Below are 17512 nucleotides of genomic sequence, written 5' to 3'. Positions count from 1 at the left end.
TTTTAAAGCTTTCAAGAAAAAATCTTGAAAGCTTTTTTGTTATATAAAACGATGTGGTTTACACAATAAAGTCCAACAGGATGTAGTGATTTAAGCGGTTAACTATTTGTGCAACCGTTTAAAAAACATGTGCTATATTATCCTTGGAGAAAATATGGCGTAATTTAAGGGAGATTATGTTCAGGGATGGACAAAGGGGCGCCATAAAAATATCTGGGGAGATGAAAAAATGAAGGTTTTGTGGGAAAAACAATTTGAATTAAGAGCCATTATTGAAAATTATTTACGGCAAAAGGGGTATAGTAAAAAAAGCCTTGCAAAAACCCTGCCGTCAGCGAATATGTTAAAAGATACGGTAAGTATTAGCGATGAGGGGTTAAAACTTTTTGAAAATTCAATTAATAATACCAGCATAACGCCGCAGAGTTAGCCAAAGCTCCTGCACGGATTGATGCGGATGATTCTTGGCAGGGTGATTATAGTGGCGGTATTTCCAGTCATTATAACTAGGTTCGGAGCGTGTATCGTTTTTTAATGTACACGTAATGTAATCGCGTGACGCGATTCCTACGATTTTAATCGTAGGTAGTTCAATTAGTAAAATTATAACGGTTGTTTTTAGCACGCTGCTTTTACGTTTTGGGGTTAAATGTACCTTCTTTTTGAGCTATAATAGTAGTTATGAATTAACAAGGAGAAAAAAATGGCTAGAATTAATGCACCAGTTAAAAATAAAGAAGAGTTGGAAGTTGAAATCCAAGATCTCAGTTATCAAGCGATGGGGGTCGCTAAAGTTGAAGGTTACCCTCTTTTTATCGAGAATACCTTGCCAGGTGAAGTTGCACTAGTTAAAGTGACTAAGACCACTAAAAATTTCGGCTATGCTAAATTACTGGAATTGATTAAAAAATCGCCTGATAGAATTGAAAGCCAAAATCGCAAGTATATGCAGACAGGGATTGCGCCTTTAGGCCATTTAAAATATGAAGCACAACTAAAATTTAAGCAAAAGTTGATTCAAGATTTGCTCAAAAAAGCACATTTAGACGATATTGAAGTTCAAGCTACCCTAGGGCAAAACCCTCCTTATGGCTATCGGAATAAAGCTCAGGTTCCTGTGAGAAAGGTCAATGGTAAGCTTGAAATCGGCTTTTTTAAGCAAAATAGCCATGATTTTATGCCGCTTGAGCATTTCATGATTCAAGATCCAAGAATCGATGAAGTATTGCTGGCTGTCAGAGATATTTTGCGCGATTATCATGTTCCTGCTTACAATGAAGAATTGAATACGGGTGTTATCCGGCATATTTTAGTTCGCAGAGGCCATTATTCCAAAGAGGTCATGGTTGTTTTAGTAACCAGACTCAAAGATTTGAGGCAGGGACAAAAGATTGCCCAATTAATCCAAGCCACCTGTCCTGATGTCGTTAGTGTTTTACAAAATGTCAATCCTAAAAGAACAAATGTTATTTTAGGACAAGAAACCAAACTCTTAGCGGGTAAAGAGACAATCACGGATACCTTAAACGATTTGACCTTTGAAATCGGGGCTAAGTCCTTTTACCAAGTCAATCCAACACAAACTGAAAAGCTTTACAATGAAGCAATTAAGCGTGCTCATTTGACGGGTGAAGAAGTGGTCATTGATGCTTATTGTGGTATTGGTACGATTTCTTTAAATATGGCCAAGCATGCTAAAAAAGTGTATGGGGTGGAAATTGTTCCGCAAGCGATTAAAGATGCCAAAGAAAATGCCAAAAGAAACTTTTTAGCCCACAATACTGAATTTGAATTAGGAGACGCTGAATCGTGGATGGCCCGTTGGCAGGAAAAAGGTATTAAACCGGATGTTATCATGGTAGATCCACCCAGAAAAGGTCTAACGGAAAGTTTAATTGAAAGTGCTGTTTTAATGCAGCCGCAAAAAATTGTTTACATTTCCTGCAATCCGGCCACACTGGTGCGCGATTTAGGCCAATTTAAATCCCGCGGATATGAAGTAACCCAGCCGATTTTACCAGTTGATCAGTTCCCACAGACAACGCATGTGGAGACAGTAGTCTTGATGTCAAGAAAAGATAAATAAGTGCCAGAAAGTGGCGTATTTCCGGGCTTTTTCGGAAATTTAGATTTGAAGCCTGACTTCTGAAAAAGCCCGGTTTTCTTATATGTAAACATATCTACTGCAAAATGTGTGTCAGGTTGTGACCTCGGATTAGATGTCACGATTTGAGATAGTGGATTAGATGTTAAGAGAGGTTATACAAATCGAGATTTGTCTGTGAAAAGCCCGTGAATAAGAGGATGTTAATATGTATTGCTTGTGGCAACGGCTCTATTGAATATAGAATTGAGCTATCAAAAACAAGGAGGCAGAGATTATGCTAAATGAAAATATCAAAAGAATTAGAAAGTCAAAAGGGCTGTCGCAAGAAGAACTGGCAATTAAACTGAACGTAGTAAGACAGACAGTATCAAAATGGGAGAATGGTTTGTCAGTTCCAGATTCCAGTATGCTGATTATTTTGGCGAATGAACTGGATACTACTGTAAGTGAATTACTTGGAGAACCTGTAGCAGAACCGACTACCGATGATTTAAAGATTCTTTCTGAAAAATTAGAAGCTATTAATTTGCAGCTTGCAAAAAGAAGTATAACAAAGGTAAAAACGATTCGATGGATTCTTATTTCATTGTGTGCGGTTATAGTGGTAATATTTATCGCACTTGCATCTACGAATAGTTTTTATTTGAATTGGAATTACAATGATCCTGAGTTGGCAGTGGCAGGAACAATACTGCATGGGTTTGAATTCTTGTTTGTAAGACTAGCACCGATTGTTTTTTTGACTTCGGTGGTTGGAGTTGTGGTGACATATAAGAAAAGATAAATTCCAGTTTGTCTATTCAATCCTCTATAAACCCTGTATTTTCAAGGCATATCGCCTATTAAATGTTCAAACCTTATGTATTTTCCCTTGTTTTTGCCCTTATGAGCCGAAACAAGGGAAATTTTTTATTCTCCGCCGATTACCTTATCCAGCAGTCTTGCGGAAGTACGCTTCGCTTCCCTTGTAGCGTGAGCGTAAATGTTCATTGTGGTACTAACATCAGCGTGTCCGAGAAGTTCCTGCACATCTTTAGGTGCTGCACCGTTTGAAAGCAGATTGCTTGTATAGGTGTGTCTGAGCATATGGAAGTGGAAATCCTCCAATTCCTCCACCTTTTTTCTTGCTGTTCTGCACATAATCCCCACCGTACTCGGTGCTTCAAATGCCCCGTCAGGTCTAAGGCAGACAAAGGATAATTCCTTGTATCCCTCTGGGACTTCTTCCGACCTCGGCAGACTGTAAACCTCATAATAGGTGCGGTCTTTTTCTTTGACCTCCAAATAGTAATTAAGGCTGTACAGTTCCCCGTATCGGAAACGGTTTTTGTGTTGTTCTGTTTTCGCAGTTTTCAGGATTGCGGCAAGCGTATCGCAAAAGTCCACGGTGCGGATTTTTTTACGCTTTGTTGCCCCTATTTCTGTTTTGTGCCTTGCCCCGTTGTAACGCATACTGCGGCGTACTGTCAGATATTGTTCTTCAAGGTTGATGTCCTGCCAAGTCAGACCACAAACCTCTCCAATACGCAAGCCTGTATAATAGGCTATCTGTATAGGAAGAAGTGCAGGATTGTTTTTCTTTTTCAGGAAGTCCTCTAATCTCTGATACTGTTCGTAGCTGAGCGTTGGTGTGGAAGCAGTTTCTCCGTCCTCGTCCGAGAACAGTTCGTATTCTTCTTTCTTTCCTCGCCATACCACATACTGCATCGGGTTAAAGGTTATCAGCCTTTTCGGGAATACTGCAAAACGGAACGCCCCTTGCAAAACAGCCGAAAACAATCGGAGATACCATTTGCTGAGTGCCTTTGCGGTTGTACCGTCAGGATTTGTACCGCCAAAGCTGAGAAAATCTATATACGCCTGTAAATGGTCGGCAGTTACGGTTTTCAGCTTTCGTTTTCCTATCGGGTGCTGTTTGATACGGTTGACCGTTCCCTGATAGGACATTACCGTACCATTGCTGAGATTGCCGGGTTTCAGTTCTTCCTCCACCCACAGATCGAGCAGCATACCAACTGTGATGTTTTCAGACTTCGCAACGAATTTCTTTTCCTCATAGTCAGCGATTGCTTTTCTGAGCAGGGCTTCTGTTTCAGACTTGCTTTCTGTTCCCACAAACTCTTTCTGTACTTTTCTGCCGCTTTCATCTTCGATGTAGAAGCGTGCGTACCACTTTTTACCTTTTTTTCTTACAGAACCTTTTGCCATAGATAAATTTCCCCTTTCTATCCGTGGCAATCGGGACTGTGACATATGGTGTGCGTAAAGTAATAAGGTTACTTATGCCGATGAATGTCAATCGGCATTTTCACTTGTCAAAGTGCCACGGAAATTTTCTTTTTCAGCAACCCTTTCCTCGGCTGCTGTCACTATCCCGAACAGGTCGCCCATCTTTACAGCGGTGCGTCCCTCATCGTAGATATGTAAAATTCCATCTAAAAACTGTTTCATATCCTCGATAGGAAGTTCCATTTCTTTACGGTAAACTCTTTCCATAATCGCCCCTGACTCAATCGCATAGCGGCGTAAGGACTGCTTTAAGCCCTCGTCCTCCGCTACACGGTCAACCTCAGCCATAGCGTCTGCAAAGTGATAAGTTATAACCGTATAGAGGTCAATCATCTTTCCGAGGAATGTCGTGAGCAGCTGTTGGTGCGGTTCTCCCTTTACCACAGAAGAAACAGTATCAAGATAATTTTTGATATGTTCCTCCATATCCTTTGCACATAAAGTGCGGCTGTCATATTCCTTATCTTCGGAAAGTCCTGTCAGCCCTCCACCACAATAAACGCAAAACCAATTATCATATCCATCTTATCTTCAGCGAAAGAAAACTGCTTCCTGAGCCTGACATCAAGAGAGCCACACGCAGCGTGTTCTATGATGAAACAGGCAAAAGGGTACGCACCAAGAAAGAAATCACAGGGGCGGACGGGCAGATACGAAAAGGCTGCACCGTCATAAAAAAGGGAGAAATTTATGAAAGCCACCTTTTTACCGTGAAAGATGATAAATTCAAAAGTGAGCCTTTTCTTCGGGAGGTAAAGGAGATTTACACCGACCTTATCAATCGGCATATCTCCGATCCCGAACAGCAGTTAAAGGTCTTTGATAAGAACAGCGTTTATCTTCCCACGAAGAAAATCGGTAAGAACAATCCCAAAGCCGCAGAGATTGAAGCGGATAACGCCGCAAGGCAGGAATGGAACAGGACAGCGGATATGGCACTCATATCGGGTATTTCCGAAGCAAAAATTTTAGAAGTCAAGCAGACCGAGATACACGAAAAAGCAAGCCAATCTATCAAAAGCAAAGGCTGGCTGCCTAATCTGTTCCGTGGGATTGTGGCAAAAGCAAAAGATTTTCTGCAAAACCTTATCCGTGAAAAGGATATGCCACCCAAGCCTACACTTGATATTGATATGGCAGAGTTCCGTCATATGCGAAATCTGATGATAAAGGTACAGGATAAGGCAAGGGAAATTAAAAACTTGCAGGATAAAGTTTTGCCGCAGTTGAAACAGCAGCTTGCCGAAACAAAGGGGCTTTTCAAAGGCAAAGAACGAAAAGCGTTGGAGGTAAAAATCAAAGAAACTGAAGCGGAGATTGCCGGCAGGTTGGATAAAATCCCCGATACACTCAAAGCGGACGGTTATCCCGATGTACAAGTTTTTATGAGGACTTTCCGAGAAATGGAAAGCGTTGTAGAACAGTACAACCGTGACCTTGCCGAGTGGGAATATCAAGTCAGCAGGAAACCGACAGCCGCCGCTAAAGAACAGCACAGACCTCCCGAAAAGCAGAGCGTGTTAAAACATCTGCGTGAGATACAGGAACGCAACAAGCAGAAACCGCCGCAAAGACAGCATAAAAAATCCATTGACAGAGATAGCCGATAGACATTGAAAAACCGCCGTTATGGAGTTACCCATAGCGGCGGCATACATAATCATTTGCAGCTACAAAATTAACAGTTATATTTTTTTGATTTGTTTAACAAAATATAAATTCCAATCAATACCAAAATAGTGATTCCAAGTATCATATACATCGTTCCGATATTTACTTGACTTCCGAAAAAATAAAGATTGCAATCAAGGGAATCTTTTAGTTTTTCAATAACCTCTGTTGGAATACCTTGATTTTGCATTTCGGCAAGCGCCCCTTGCATTGTATGATTTCGGATAAGTGATGTACCATAAGTACCCGGCAAAAATGAGATTATTTTTTGCAGCCCTTCTCCAAATGAAGAAATAGGCATATATGCACCACAAATGAAACCATATCCCGCACTGATGATTGTGCCTACCGCTGAAATTTGTCCTTGTGTTGATAAGAAAAAATTAATAATCGAAGATAATGCTGTTCCAAACAAAACAAGGAGTAAAATATCAAGAAACAAAAAGAATATATCTGCGAGCGACATATACCAACCGACAATAGCCACATAAGTAAGACAGATACCCGTTGCAGCAAAGCAAATAATAAGTGTTGAAAGCAAGGTTGCAACATAATAACTCAGCGAAAGTGTAGCTGACTTCACAGGAGATATTCTTAAATCTCTTATCGTACCATTTGCTTTATCTTGCACCATTAAAAAATTAGAACAAAAAGCAACCGTTACACACGAAACAGCAAGAATAGATGAGATAAGTTGACCGCCTACCAGTCCCTCTATTATGCTTTCTGATAGTTTTAATGAATTAGGTAAATTAGATGTAAAACTATCCCGATACACATTCCCAAGAAAAGTCACATAAAGTACAAGCAATATAGCAGGCGTTATCAAAGAGGTAAAGAACATTCCCTTATCTTTGAAAAACAATTTGATATTTCTTTTGATAAGAATGAAAGCCATACTCATTTTTCTGCACCTCCCACCAATGTTTTGCCCGTAACAGCAAGAAAAACATCGTCCATTTTTCCTTTTGTTATTTCGTAATCATTAAACAACTGCGGATTACGAATAATCAATTCAGTTGCAGCCTTTGTATTCGGTACAGAAAGGCGATAACCGTTTCGGATTTGCTCATATTCTACATCAAGTTCTTTAATATCCTTTTCATCTACATCATAAATTGTGATGTAATCCCCAGTATAAATATTTTTTAATTCAAGCGGAGTACCCTCTGCGGATATTTTCCCATCATCAATGATTACAACATAATCAGCTTCCGCAGCTTCTTCCATATAGTGCGTAGTTAAAAATACAGTCATATTTTCATCTTTGCGAAAACTTGATATAACATTCCAAATAAGTCGGCGTGTCTGCGGATCAAGCCCTGTTGTCGGCTCATCAAGAATAAGGATTTTAGGCTTATGAAACAAAGCCCTTGCAATATCAATTCTTCGGCGTTGTCCTCCTGATAATTTACCAACGGTGCGTTTCAATAAGTTTTCAAAATCTAATATTTTCGCCAGTTCCTCAAGTCGTTTCTTAAACTCCATTCCAGTAATGCCATATAAAGCGGCACGACTTTCCAAATTATCATAAACAGAAAGGGCAGAATCCAAGACAGATGATTGAAAAACTACACCCAGTTCACGCTTAATATAGTCCATATCCTTATCTAAATCGTGTTTATCAATAAAAACGCTTCCACTGTCTTTCGACAGTTGTCCACACATAATATTGATTGTAGTTGATTTTCCTGCCCCATTGATACCAAGAAAGGCAAACAGCTCTCCTTTTTTCACACGAAAACTCAAATTCTGAACAGCGTTTAAACTTCCAAAACTTTTATTAAGATTATTGATTTGAATAATATTGCTCATTCAATTTCCTCCTGTATAATCGGTTTTAATCTCGCATAGAGAGCAATCAATATAATCTTTTCCTGTTCTAATCGAACTCCAAATTAGTAGATGCAGTGCGATACCGTAAATTAAATTCATTATAGCATAATGAATTGCCAAAGTCATTATGAAAGAGAACACATCGAATCATAATTGTGGCAGACAAAGTTTTAATTTTTGACTGCCACAATTTTAATATTCTATATGTTACATTTTTTACTTATAGATAATATCGGCATATACAATTTCTCGTGCTCTTGCCTGTATCTCATTCATTCGACCAACCCACAACATCGGGTTTTCTACTTTAAGTTGTTCGGTCACGCCCTCCTTGTCAGCCATTTGCTCAACCAATCGAAACATCATTTCCGTTGCTTGTTCGTCAATATCGGCAAGGTAATTATTCAATTCGCCGCTTGTGAGCAGCGAAATATAAACCGTCCGTTTATGTTCCTGTAAGTAGTGTTTGTGTCGCTGCCCCCACAAACTGATAGGTTTGTTTTCTTTTTCAGCTGGTAAAGTAAGGCAAGGAATATAATAATCCCCCTGCAACTCATACCATAAACCATTGCTTTCATCATAAATATACTTGTCCATTAAAAAATCCTCCGTTATAATATATTCGCACATATGTCACAGTTCTCCGATTGCCACACTCTGTTATATCTTGTTATGAGACTTTCTTGCCCTTGATTTTGCCCTTATAAGCAGGCAGGGAAAGAGTAAACTTGTGTGAAATCATATAAAGGGATAAGGCGAACACATTGCGATAAATCCTTTATTTTCAAGGCTTTTGGAGGATTTTATTGATAACCTATGGAGAGCAATAATCACTCATAATTTTATGGTTTTCAAATTCAAATTTGCAGGGATGACATGAAAAATGAAGTTTAAGGAACAGAGCTTTATCCTGTTTGCCTATACAAATTATAGGACAATTCATGGTTCTCACGGGCTCGAACCACTGGATTTTAAGGGAAAAGGTGCGTTCCACCATTTCCTTGTACAATAGAGGTTGAGTATGTTTTTCGTTGAACAACCGAGCCATGTTGAAAGCGTAACGGTATTGTAAAAAATAAACTAAGCTACTTGGAGTTCCATTTGCGAACTTGCCAAAAGTATATGGAGGCAGTATGCGGTATTTGTATGGCACTCAGTGTGTGGTTGAAAAATTTATTAAAATTGTGCAAGAAAACATGTTCTTTTAAGGACGTGATGAATTGCATCTTGACTGTTTGGCATACGAATTCGAAGACCGTCTAGTAAGATGGTCTTTTTTGTGATACGATAATTAATATGAAAGACATATTCAACGTCGAAAAGAGGTGAACATAGATGACCAAAGTCGTTAAGGGAATAAAACTGCGATTATATCCCAATCAATCTCAACGGGAACAGATATGGCAAATGTTCGGCAATGACCGTTTCGTTTGGAATCAGATGTTGGAGATGGCTAAGGAACGCTATCAAAACAATCCGAACAGTCTTTTCATCAACGAGTACGGCATGAACTATCTTTTGAAACCGCTCAAGCGTGAGTATACGTTTCTTAAGGATAGTGATTCCACCAGCTTTCAGGTTGTAAACCACAATCTCGCTCAGGCGTTCAACACGCTGTTCAGACATCGGGGTGGTTATCCGCATTTTAAGAACCGGCACTCATTACGTCAATCATATACCGGACGTTCGACTTGTAAAGTGCTTGCCCGACGGAGAATGCAATTGCCCAAACTGGGCGCAATCCGCACAAGCAAAACAGGTCGTGTCGGCGATGCTAAGATCAAGCGTTATACCGTCAGTTACGAACCGACAGGCCGTTACTATCTGTCGTTGATGGTTGAAGCAGAGGTTAATCAGCTGCCTAAGACTCATCAAGCCGTTGGTCTGGATATGGGTCTCGCCGATCTGGCAATAAGTTCTGACGGCGTCAAGTACGGCACGTTTAATGCAAAACGGTTGGAAAAACAGGCCGTCCAATGGAAACGCAAATATTCTAGACGCCGTTATCTCGCTCAATGTCAGGTGTGGAACTGGAATCACAACCGCTCTGACCATTTGGAAGATCTTGATGATTATTCCAACTGGCAGCGTGCAAGGGTCAATAAAGCCCGCTGTCAGAAACGGATTGCCAATAAACGCAGAGATTACCTCCACAAGCTGACAACTGATTTAGTCAGGAACTATGACGTGATTGTAATTGAAGATTTGAGAACCAAGAATCTGCAAAAGAATCACCACCTAGCCAAATCAATTGCCAATGCCAGCTGGTACCAATTTCGCACAATGTTGGAATACAAGTGTGCTTGGTACGGCAAACAATTAGTCGTCGTGAAGCCTGATTACACCAGTCAGATCTGTTCGAACTGCGGCTTTAACAGCGGAAAAAAACCGCTGGAAGTCCGCGAATGGACATGTCCGAAGTGCGGTATTCACCACGACCGGGATGTCAATGCGGCAGTTAACATCCTGTATAAAGGTTTAAATGCCATCGGTCAGGAACTGGCCTTGGTAAAACAGCGGAGTTCTGTAAGTCAGGTGGCTGGAATACCAGTGTAACATCCTGAATACTACTTCGTGTTCCCAGAAGCTCGGTCATTTATGGCCGAGTAGTTCACTTAAAGAGAGTAGTGCCGGTAAGTGCCAAATTCCACATCGCTACGTGAAATACTGATGAAACTATCCGGGTCAACCGTGTGGATTAATTTACGCAATTCATTCAGCTGAGCTTTAGGGGTGCAGACTAAGATAACATCGGTAGGCTGATTGGTATAAACACCTGTCCCATGTAAAAGGGTAGCCCCGTGACCAAAGGTTCGCAGCTGAGCAGCAATGAGCTCGGTTTTTTTCGTATAAATTGTAACGGACACATCTTCTTGCAAAACGAAGGTATGATCCATCATCAAACTTGTTACCAACATCCCAATCATGCTGTAAACCAGGCGACTGGGTCCAAAACAGATAACACTGACAACTAAAATGGAACCATTAACCAAGCTGTTGAGAATGCCGACTTTTTTATGCAGCTTTTTTTGACAATAAGTTACGATGATATCCGATCCACCTGTGGTAAAACCTTGGTTAAAACAAAGCCCAATGCCAATTCCTAAAAGACCGGCTCCCACAACGGTATTGGTCAATTGATCATGCACTAAAGCAATCTCAGGAATGAATTTAAGGAAGATAATATTAAAACCAACGGCCAAAACGGAGAATAAAATATAGCTAAAGCCGAATTCATACCAGGCAAAAACAAAGAGCGGTATGTTCAAAAGAGCCACTAAAAGACTCATGCTAACGTGAATTCCTGCTTGCAAGAACAAGGCTTGTATGAGTTGGGATACCCCTAAGAGACCGGAAGAATAAGAATTAGCATGTGATAAAAAAATATTAATAGCCATGGCCGAAAGGATGCCGTAGCAAAGAGCCATAAGTAGTTTAAGCCAGATTTTTTGTTTGCTGTCTTTGAGGTTAAGGTTATTCATAATAAAAAAACTCCCACTTTGTTTTTGTAAGCGATTCCATTGCTTTACTTTAATCTTAGCAGGTTTTTTCGCTGATTTTCAAATTTCATCAAAAAAACTCACCCAAAAATTATTTTAGCCTTTTAGAAGCAATTAAGCCAGCTTTCTCAGGACAAAAAAGTAATTTTTTATTCAGCCAACTTCAAAAATACTCAAAAGAGCCCTAAACACAGTTGGCTTAGGGCTCTTTTAGCATTTATTTTTAAAGATTCTTATCTTGCACAATCTTAGTTTGCTTAGAGGCATCAATCATCAATTGCTGGTTAAGTTTGGTAAATTGACTCTGAGCATAATCAGCATTAGTTTGGTTAGCCTGCAATAAGAAATTGTTCAATTGAGAACCTGATAATGATTGGGCTTTTTGCGTAGTATCTTTTAAGTTAGCATTGAGTTGCTTTTTGACTTTCTTTTGAACCTTGGTGACATCTTTATTAACCAATTTGTCTTTGTAAGAATCAGTTAAAATCTTCGTTTCCTTGTATGTCCAGTAAGCTGAAGTATTATCCGGTGTCGAAGTTCCTTTTTGATATTGGCTTGGAGTATTGTTTACGTTTGTGTAAAATGGCACATAAACGCTGGTAGCTGGTGAAGCCATGGCTAACCATTGGACAGCAGCGATGGAACTTGGAACATTGTTGCGGATTTGCAAGATGTGGGATTCAACATCAGTTGGCACGTTGATAGGACGGTAGACGCCGACCCATTTGCCGTTGGTATCATATTTAGTGCCGGTAAAGTGAGAGCTTAAGACTTTTTGTACATTAGCGACCGTAATCTTTTTATCAGCCTTCATAAACATTGTAAAATGTTTTTGAGTGATGGATTGTATTTTGCTCGGGGTCAAAATACGTTGACCATCCCAGACACGTGGACGGTTGTAGACGGAATCTTCTTTGTTATTAGTCCCGAAAGCTTTGGCAAAGTTGACTTTGCCGTTTTTAAGGCCATTTAATTTGTGCTTTTTAACAAATTTAACCAAATCAGGGGAAGCCAGGTAATTTTTTGAATCCTTCAAGTTAAGGCTGCCAATCATCATTTGGTTAGGGATAACGGCGTATTTGTTGTCAGGAACGCGCACAGCTGCCCATTTATGACCTGCACCGATTTCCATGTACCAAATTGAATCTTTGTCGCTGAAGATAACCCCATTATTTTCAGCAGATCCCTTGGTTTCGATGATATGCCCCAGGTATTGAACCCCTTCTTTAGCGGAATGAATATAAGGCAAGACTACATCGAGCATGGAAGTTTCAGCTAAGCCATTTTTGACAAAAGGATCAGCCTTTTGAGATTTTTTATTAGTGGTTCCTGATTCAGTAGCACTCATCGTGACGTTGGCACTGTTAATGCCGGCTTCACCGAACTGATATTGACCGGATTCTTTTTCCCAGTCTGGCGTAGCGGTGTAGCGCAAAGCTTGTTTAGGCAGGGTAACGGTAAAACTGTTAGACTTGGAAACGTATGTCGTAGGTCCATTATTGGTAGCTGGATGGACAATAAAATGTTTAGCCCAAGCGGTGTCAACATCTTCGTTGCGGGCAATGATGGTTGAGCCGTCTTGGCTGGCTTTTTTGCCGACTAAAATAGTTGTACAGGCCTTGGCCGAACCCCCCAGGCCAAGTGTAATAGTAAAAGCTGCTAAACCTGCAGCATTTTTAAGTGGATACATAAAAATTCCTCCTTAGCGTAAGTCTCCTCAAAAGCATGTTAACGCTTACATTTAAAAAATGTCAAATTTATATTTAAATAATATTAGTTTTATATTTTGAAAAATAACTAATTCAGTTGAAATTAGCCAGTATTTATGTTTTTTATAAGAGTAGTTTTTTAAATAAAAATGAATAGTTGCTTTCGTTAATGAAAGCGCTTATAATCGAATTTATCTTAAATAAAAGGGGCATTCACCATGAAAATTGAAATTATACCGGCCCTGGCTGATAAGAAAAACGATGTTTTAACCCTGCAAGAGGTTGCAACGGCTTCTTTTACGGCGATGTTTGGACCTTATCATGACGCTAGCGAAGTTAAAAAATATACAGATGAAGCTTATCAGGTATTTGTCTTGATTAGGGAATTGCAGAATCAAAACAGCAAGACTTATTTTTTAAAGCTGGATGATAAGGTTATCGGATATTTAAAGCTTAATTGGAAGGATGCACAAACGGACGCGGTGTTTGAAAACGCGATGCAGTTACAGCGGATTTATTTGCTGCCTGAATATTGGAACCAGCATTTAGGCGGCTACTTGATGGATAAGGCCCTAGATAAAGCTAAAAAGTCACAGGTGAAAACGGTGTGGCTGGGTGTATGGGAACATAATGATCGAGCTCGCCATTTTTATGAGCGGTATGGTTTTAAAAAAGCAGGCGAACATGTTCTTACCATTGGCAAAGATCATCAAAAAGATTATTGGTATGCTTTAGATATTTGAGACTTTTGCTAAATATTTTTGAAGGTTGGCCAAGCATTTATTAAGATTAATGCTAGTAGTGACAAGAAACATTAAAGTAAGAAAAACAGGATAATTTAATTTTGGATTATCCTGTTTTTTTGAATTTCATAAGAGGCTGAATCATTTCTTTTAGTACTGACTTGGTGTATGATGGATAAAAAGTTGAGAAATGGGGTATGGCCATGAATTTAGAAGATTTTACCAAAGAAGAACAAGCCCAAATTAAAGCCGGCCTTTCAACCGCTGAGATTACGGATAAGGAAGCCGCTGAAAAAATTTTAGCGCTGGTTCCGGCTGAATGGATTAAAAAGATTCCCTTCCTTGTCAGAAAGCATGCTACGACTAAGACCGTTGAACGGCTTGCTAAGCAAAATCCAGAGCTTTATGCGGTAGCTAAAAAGAAAGGCGCTTTGCCTGAAAAAGAACGTGAAGAATTACGGCAAATTGTGACCGACATCTTTGAAGAAAAGATGAATAAGCACAAAATCAAATAAAAAAGATGGCTAGTTTTGATTAGCCATCTTTTTTTATTTAGTTGCTGATTTTAATTAACTGTAGTATGCAATGCTGTGGAAAAAAAGAATAAAAAAACGAGATGCTTAATTTTGGCTAAGCTTGTCATTATAAAAAGATGACAAAAACATTTTGCAAAAAGCTAGTTTTAAAAAATAAAATATAATTACTTTTTATCTATGTAAACGGTTACCGGAGCTGTATAATATAAATATATAAGTGAATTAATTCACTAAAGTTCTTTTAAAGAGGTGAGCATTTTGGAAAATGCAACAGAAAATAAACATCGTTTTAAAATGCCTTCAGCATTTACGATTTTATTTTTCATTATTATTATTTTAGCCGTTTTATCCTGGATTATCCCAGCCGGCAAGTATGCTACCGATGCTTCAGGTAATATTATTGCGCACACTTATCATCAAGTAGCATCGCATCCGCAAGGAATTTGGGACGTTTTTATGGCCATGGTCGTTGGGATGATTGGCGACAGTAAAACTGAAGGTGCGATTCAGATTTCATTATTTATTTTAGTTATTGGCGGCTTTTTAGGGGTTGTCAACAAAACCGGTGCGCTCAACAATGGGATTGCCGCGGTCGTCCACCGCTATAAAGGACGGGAACGCAGCTTGATTCCAATCTTAATGATTGTCTTTGCCTTAGGTGGGACAACATATGGTATGGGAGAAGAAACTTTGGCTTTTTATCCGCTTTTGATTCCTGTGATGATGGGGTGCGGGTTTGATTCAATTGTGGCTGTAGCAGTAGCTTTAGTTGGGACACAAGTCGGTGTTTTAGCAGCTACAGTGGATCCATTTGCGACCGGAGTAGCTTCAGCCACTTTGAAGATTTCGCCAGGTGATGGCTTGGTAACGCGGTTAATTTTACTGGTAATTGTGACAACAATCAGTATTTTGTATGTGATGCATTATGCCAGCGAGATTAAAAAGGATCCGACAAAGTCCTTGGTCTATGCCCAACGCAAGGAAGATGAAAAACGTTTTATGGCTGATAATGCCGAAGTTAAGCCTTTGACCAAGGTGCAAAAGCGGGTTTTATGGCTCTTTGCTTTAGCCTTTATCATTATGATTATGGGGTTGGTGCCCTGGACTGATTTAAATTCACATTGGACCTTCTTTAATACCTTGACTGATTGGCTGCACAACCTGCCGGTATTAGGCATTTTAATCGGCAAAGACCTGCCGGCTTTAGGAACTTGGTGTTTCAATGAAATTACCTTATTATTTATTGTGATGTCAATCATAGTGATGCTGGTAGCTCATATGTCGGAAAGTGAATTTATCGATGCTTTTATGGGAGGCATGGGTGAATTACTCAGTGTTGCAATTATTGTAGCGGTCGCTCGTGGGATTCAGGTTGTGATGAACAACGGGATGATTACCGCGACAGTTTTGCATTGGGGTGAAGTAGGTCTTAGCGGTTTATCACGAAGTGCCTTTATTATTTTGACTTATATCTTCTATATTCCAATGTCATTTTTGATTCCATCAACTTCTGGTTTGGCAGCTGCTACCATGGGTATTATGGGACCTTTAGGCCATTTTTGCCACGTTTCAGGCAGTTTGGTCATTACAGCTTATCAAGCAGCTTCAGGCTGGATTAACTTGATTACCCCGACATCTGGTATTTTGATGGGGGCGATGGCGATTGCTCACGTTAATGTCAGTGTTTGGTGGAAATGGATTGCTAAATTGATGGTTATTTTGTTTGTTATCAGTTGTGTCTTTTTGGGCATTGCAGCAGTACTTTAGAAAAGAGGCAGAAAAAATGTCAGAATTAGTTCAAGCAGCTGATAGAGAGGCTGCCTTAAAAGCTTTAAAAAAAATGATTGCTGTTCCTTCATATAATGAACCAGCAGAGCCTGGTGCTCCTTTTGGCCCTAAGATTAAATTGGCGCTGGCAGAAATACTCAAAATTTGTGCAGAGTTAGGTTATCAGACTTACCAAGATCCAAACGGTTATTATGGTTATGCTGAAACCGGCAGCGGTAAAGAAACCTTTGGCATTATTGGACATGTGGATACGGTACCTGCAGGTGATTTAAGCACTTGGATTCATGATCCATTTTCAGGTGAAATTATTGATAATGCGGTTTATGGCCGGGGTGCTCAAGATGACAAGGGCCCGGTAGTGGCAGCTTTATTTGCCGTGAAAGCCTTGGAGAATCGCGGCTTTAAATTTAAGCAAAAGATTCGCTTTATTTTTGGTACCGATGAAGAAATTTTATGGCGGGGTATTGCACAATATAATAAAAAAGAAGAATCGATTACGCAGGGCTTTTCGCCGGATGCCAGTTTCCCTGTAACCTATGCTGAAAAAGGTTTGCAACAAGCCTATCTGGTAGGACCGGGGTCTGATGAAATTACGGTTGATACCGGCAGTGCCTTCAATGCGGTTCCTGACCGGGCTGAATATTTTGGCTCTAAACAAGCTGAAGTCAAAGCGGCTTTAGCAAAAAGGGGATTTGCCTACCATGAAGAAGATAGCAAAATTGTGGTGGAAGGCAAAGCTATTCATGCGATGCTAGCACCTAAAGGTGTTAATGCGGTCTTAAGGTTAGCCTGCGCTTTGGATGATGTTTTTGAGGGCTTTTTACCGTTAGATTTTATTGGCAAGTGCTTCAAAGAAGATGCGACAGGCAAAAATCTCTTAGGTGATGTGCAGGATGAATCAGGTCATTTAACTTTTAATATTTCAAGTTTAAAAATCACTCCAAAGGAAACCCGTATGCAGATTGATTTAAGAGTGCCGGTTACCATTAACCATGAAGCTTTACTGGACCGGTTGCGTCAAAAAGTGAAAGATTATGACTTGATTTATGAACCCTTTGATTATTTAGCTCCTTTGTATGTGCCAAAAGATACGGCTTTAGTACAAACATTGATGCAGGTCTATCAGAAAAATACCGGTGATATGACGGCGCAACCGCAGGTTAGTGGCGGTGCAACCTTTGCTCGGACTATGCCTAATTGTGTAGCTTTTGGCGGGATGCTGCCTAAGACACCTGATTATATGCACCAAGCCAATGAACAGTGGCCTGTTGATGACATGTTTAAAGCGATGGACATTTTTGCTGAAGCAGTCAAAAAATTGTGTGTTGATTAA

General features: G+C 39.9%; 16 protein-coding genes. 9 read left to right on the top strand and 7 right to left on the bottom strand.

What is annotated here, in order from left to right; all coding sequences use genetic code 11:
* The first annotated feature begins 238 nt into the window (after window positions 1–238).
* The 3 genes from BMX26_RS08065 to BMX26_RS08055 all read left to right on the top strand — a co-directional run bounded on the left by BMX26_RS08065 (window position 239) and on the right by BMX26_RS08055 (window position 2891).
* The gene (locus BMX26_RS08065; RefSeq protein ID WP_180366064.1) at window positions 239–430 is read left to right on the top strand and encodes a hypothetical protein; all 192 of its coding nucleotides are present in this window, start codon (window positions 239–241) and stop codon (window positions 428–430) included.
* A gap of 273 nt (window positions 431–703) precedes the next feature.
* Window positions 704–2086 carry a 23S rRNA (uracil(1939)-C(5))-methyltransferase RlmD gene (gene rlmD / locus BMX26_RS08060; protein ID WP_075530920.1) on the top strand — a complete coding sequence of 461 codons (1383 nt, stop codon included), beginning with the start codon at window positions 704–706 and terminating at the stop codon, window positions 2084–2086.
* A 295-nt stretch (window positions 2087–2381) separates the two neighbouring features.
* On the top strand, window positions 2382–2891 hold the full coding sequence (locus tag BMX26_RS08055) for a helix-turn-helix domain-containing protein (RefSeq protein WP_075530919.1): 510 nt from the start codon (window positions 2382–2384) through the stop codon (window positions 2889–2891).
* A 125-nt stretch (window positions 2892–3016) separates the two neighbouring features.
* On the opposite strand, the gene BMX26_RS08050 is transcribed toward BMX26_RS08055, so the two are convergent.
* Both BMX26_RS08050 and BMX26_RS08045 read right to left on the bottom strand, forming a co-directional pair.
* The gene (locus BMX26_RS08050) at window positions 3017–4315 is read right to left on the bottom strand and encodes a tyrosine-type recombinase/integrase (protein WP_075530918.1); all 1299 of its coding nucleotides are present in this window, start codon (window positions 4313–4315) and stop codon (window positions 3017–3019) included.
* 87 nt (window positions 4316–4402) lie between these two features.
* Window positions 4403–4822, bottom strand: coding sequence for a hypothetical protein (locus tag BMX26_RS08045; RefSeq protein WP_225355230.1), 420 nt, complete (start codon window positions 4820–4822; stop codon window positions 4403–4405).
* Between the two features lie 158 nt (window positions 4823–4980).
* Between BMX26_RS08045 and BMX26_RS08040 the strand changes: the two genes are divergently transcribed.
* Window positions 4981–6006, top strand: a complete 1026-nt coding sequence (locus BMX26_RS08040; protein ID WP_225355229.1) for a MobA/MobL family protein — start codon at window positions 4981–4983, stop codon at window positions 6004–6006.
* Between the two features lie 68 nt (window positions 6007–6074).
* Here the strand turns inward: BMX26_RS08040 and BMX26_RS08035 are convergent, their stop codons facing one another.
* From BMX26_RS08035 to BMX26_RS08025, 3 genes are all read right to left on the bottom strand, one after another.
* A complete protein-coding gene (locus tag BMX26_RS08035; protein ID WP_075530917.1) occupies window positions 6075–6971 on the bottom strand; it encodes an ABC transporter permease in 897 nt (298 codons plus the stop codon).
* A complete protein-coding gene (locus BMX26_RS08030; RefSeq protein ID WP_075530916.1) occupies window positions 6968–7882 on the bottom strand; it encodes an ABC transporter ATP-binding protein in 915 nt (304 codons plus the stop codon). The genes BMX26_RS08035 and BMX26_RS08030 overlap by 4 nt, the downstream gene beginning before the upstream one ends.
* A gap of 237 nt (window positions 7883–8119) precedes the next feature.
* Entirely contained in the window at window positions 8120–8500 is a 381-nt protein-coding gene (locus tag BMX26_RS08025; RefSeq protein WP_075530915.1) for a TnpV protein, read from the bottom strand.
* Between the two features lie 738 nt (window positions 8501–9238).
* On the opposite strand from BMX26_RS08025, the gene BMX26_RS08020 reads away from it, so the two are divergent.
* A complete protein-coding gene (locus BMX26_RS08020; protein ID WP_075530914.1) occupies window positions 9239–10459 on the top strand; it encodes an RNA-guided endonuclease TnpB family protein in 1221 nt (406 codons plus the stop codon).
* A 59-nt stretch (window positions 10460–10518) separates the two neighbouring features.
* Here BMX26_RS08020 and BMX26_RS08015 read toward each other — a convergent pair whose 3' ends face one another.
* Together BMX26_RS08015 and BMX26_RS08010 are read right to left on the bottom strand one after the other, a co-directional pair.
* On the bottom strand, window positions 10519–11385 hold the full coding sequence (locus BMX26_RS08015; protein WP_075530913.1) for a YitT family protein: 867 nt from the start codon (window positions 11383–11385) through the stop codon (window positions 10519–10521).
* Window positions 11386–11626: 241 nt separating this feature from the next.
* Window positions 11627–13093 carry a C69 family dipeptidase gene (locus BMX26_RS08010; protein ID WP_075530912.1) on the bottom strand — a complete coding sequence of 489 codons (1467 nt, stop codon included), beginning with the start codon at window positions 13091–13093 and terminating at the stop codon, window positions 11627–11629.
* A gap of 237 nt (window positions 13094–13330) precedes the next feature.
* On the opposite strand from BMX26_RS08010, the gene BMX26_RS08005 reads away from it, so the two are divergent.
* The 4 genes from BMX26_RS08005 to BMX26_RS07990 all read left to right on the top strand — a co-directional run bounded on the left by BMX26_RS08005 (window position 13331) and on the right by BMX26_RS07990 (window position 17512).
* Entirely contained in the window at window positions 13331–13855 is a 525-nt protein-coding gene (locus BMX26_RS08005; RefSeq protein WP_075530911.1) for a GNAT family N-acetyltransferase, read from the top strand.
* Between the two features lie 203 nt (window positions 13856–14058).
* Entirely contained in the window at window positions 14059–14370 is a 312-nt protein-coding gene (locus tag BMX26_RS08000) for a hypothetical protein (protein WP_075530910.1), read from the top strand.
* 315 nt (window positions 14371–14685) lie between these two features.
* Window positions 14686–16158: a YfcC family protein gene (locus BMX26_RS07995; protein WP_412771411.1), complete on the top strand. Its 1473-nt coding sequence runs from the start codon at window positions 14686–14688 to the stop codon at window positions 16156–16158.
* Window positions 16159–16174: 16 nt separating this feature from the next.
* Entirely contained in the window at window positions 16175–17512 is a 1338-nt protein-coding gene (locus BMX26_RS07990) for a M20 family metallopeptidase (RefSeq protein ID WP_075530908.1), read from the top strand.

Source organism: Ligilactobacillus sp. WC1T17 (assembly GCA_900110005.1).
GTDB classification, from domain to species: domain Bacteria; phylum Bacillota; class Bacilli; order Lactobacillales; family Lactobacillaceae; genus Ligilactobacillus; species Ligilactobacillus ruminis_A.
The sequence above is the reverse complement of the archived record's forward strand: the minus strand, read 5'-3'. Positions and strand labels throughout refer to the sequence as shown.

Bases quoted from the DNA above. Each gene is read 5' to 3' on its own strand.
- BMX26_RS08025 (WP_075530915.1), bottom strand. From the start codon at position 8,500: ATGGACAAGTATATTTATGATGAAAGCAATGGTTTATGGTATGAGTTG.
- BMX26_RS08050 (WP_075530918.1), bottom strand. From the start codon at position 4,315: ATGGCAAAAGGTTCTGTAAGAAAAAAAGGTAAAAAGTGGTACGCACGC.
- BMX26_RS08020 (WP_075530914.1), top strand. From the start codon at position 9,239: ATGACCAAAGTCGTTAAGGGAATAAAACTGCGATTATATCCCAATCAA.
- BMX26_RS08055 (WP_075530919.1), top strand. From the start codon at position 2,382: ATGCTAAATGAAAATATCAAAAGAATTAGAAAGTCAAAAGGGCTGTCG.
- rlmD (WP_075530920.1), top strand. From the start codon at position 704: ATGGCTAGAATTAATGCACCAGTTAAAAATAAAGAAGAGTTGGAAGTT.
- BMX26_RS08000 (WP_075530910.1), top strand. From the start codon at position 14,059: ATGAATTTAGAAGATTTTACCAAAGAAGAACAAGCCCAAATTAAAGCC.
- BMX26_RS08010 (WP_075530912.1), bottom strand. From the start codon at position 13,093: ATGTATCCACTTAAAAATGCTGCAGGTTTAGCAGCTTTTACTATTACA.
- BMX26_RS08015 (WP_075530913.1), bottom strand. From the start codon at position 11,385: ATGAATAACCTTAACCTCAAAGACAGCAAACAAAAAATCTGGCTTAAA.
- BMX26_RS08045 (WP_225355230.1), bottom strand. From the start codon at position 4,822: ATGGAGGAACATATCAAAAATTATCTTGATACTGTTTCTTCTGTGGTA.
- BMX26_RS07995 (WP_412771411.1), top strand. From the start codon at position 14,686: ATGCCTTCAGCATTTACGATTTTATTTTTCATTATTATTATTTTAGCC.
- BMX26_RS08030 (WP_075530916.1), bottom strand. From the start codon at position 7,882: ATGAGCAATATTATTCAAATCAATAATCTTAATAAAAGTTTTGGAAGT.
- BMX26_RS08005 (WP_075530911.1), top strand. From the start codon at position 13,331: ATGAAAATTGAAATTATACCGGCCCTGGCTGATAAGAAAAACGATGTT.
- BMX26_RS08035 (WP_075530917.1), bottom strand. From the start codon at position 6,971: ATGAGTATGGCTTTCATTCTTATCAAAAGAAATATCAAATTGTTTTTC.
- BMX26_RS07990 (WP_075530908.1), top strand. From the start codon at position 16,175: ATGTCAGAATTAGTTCAAGCAGCTGATAGAGAGGCTGCCTTAAAAGCT.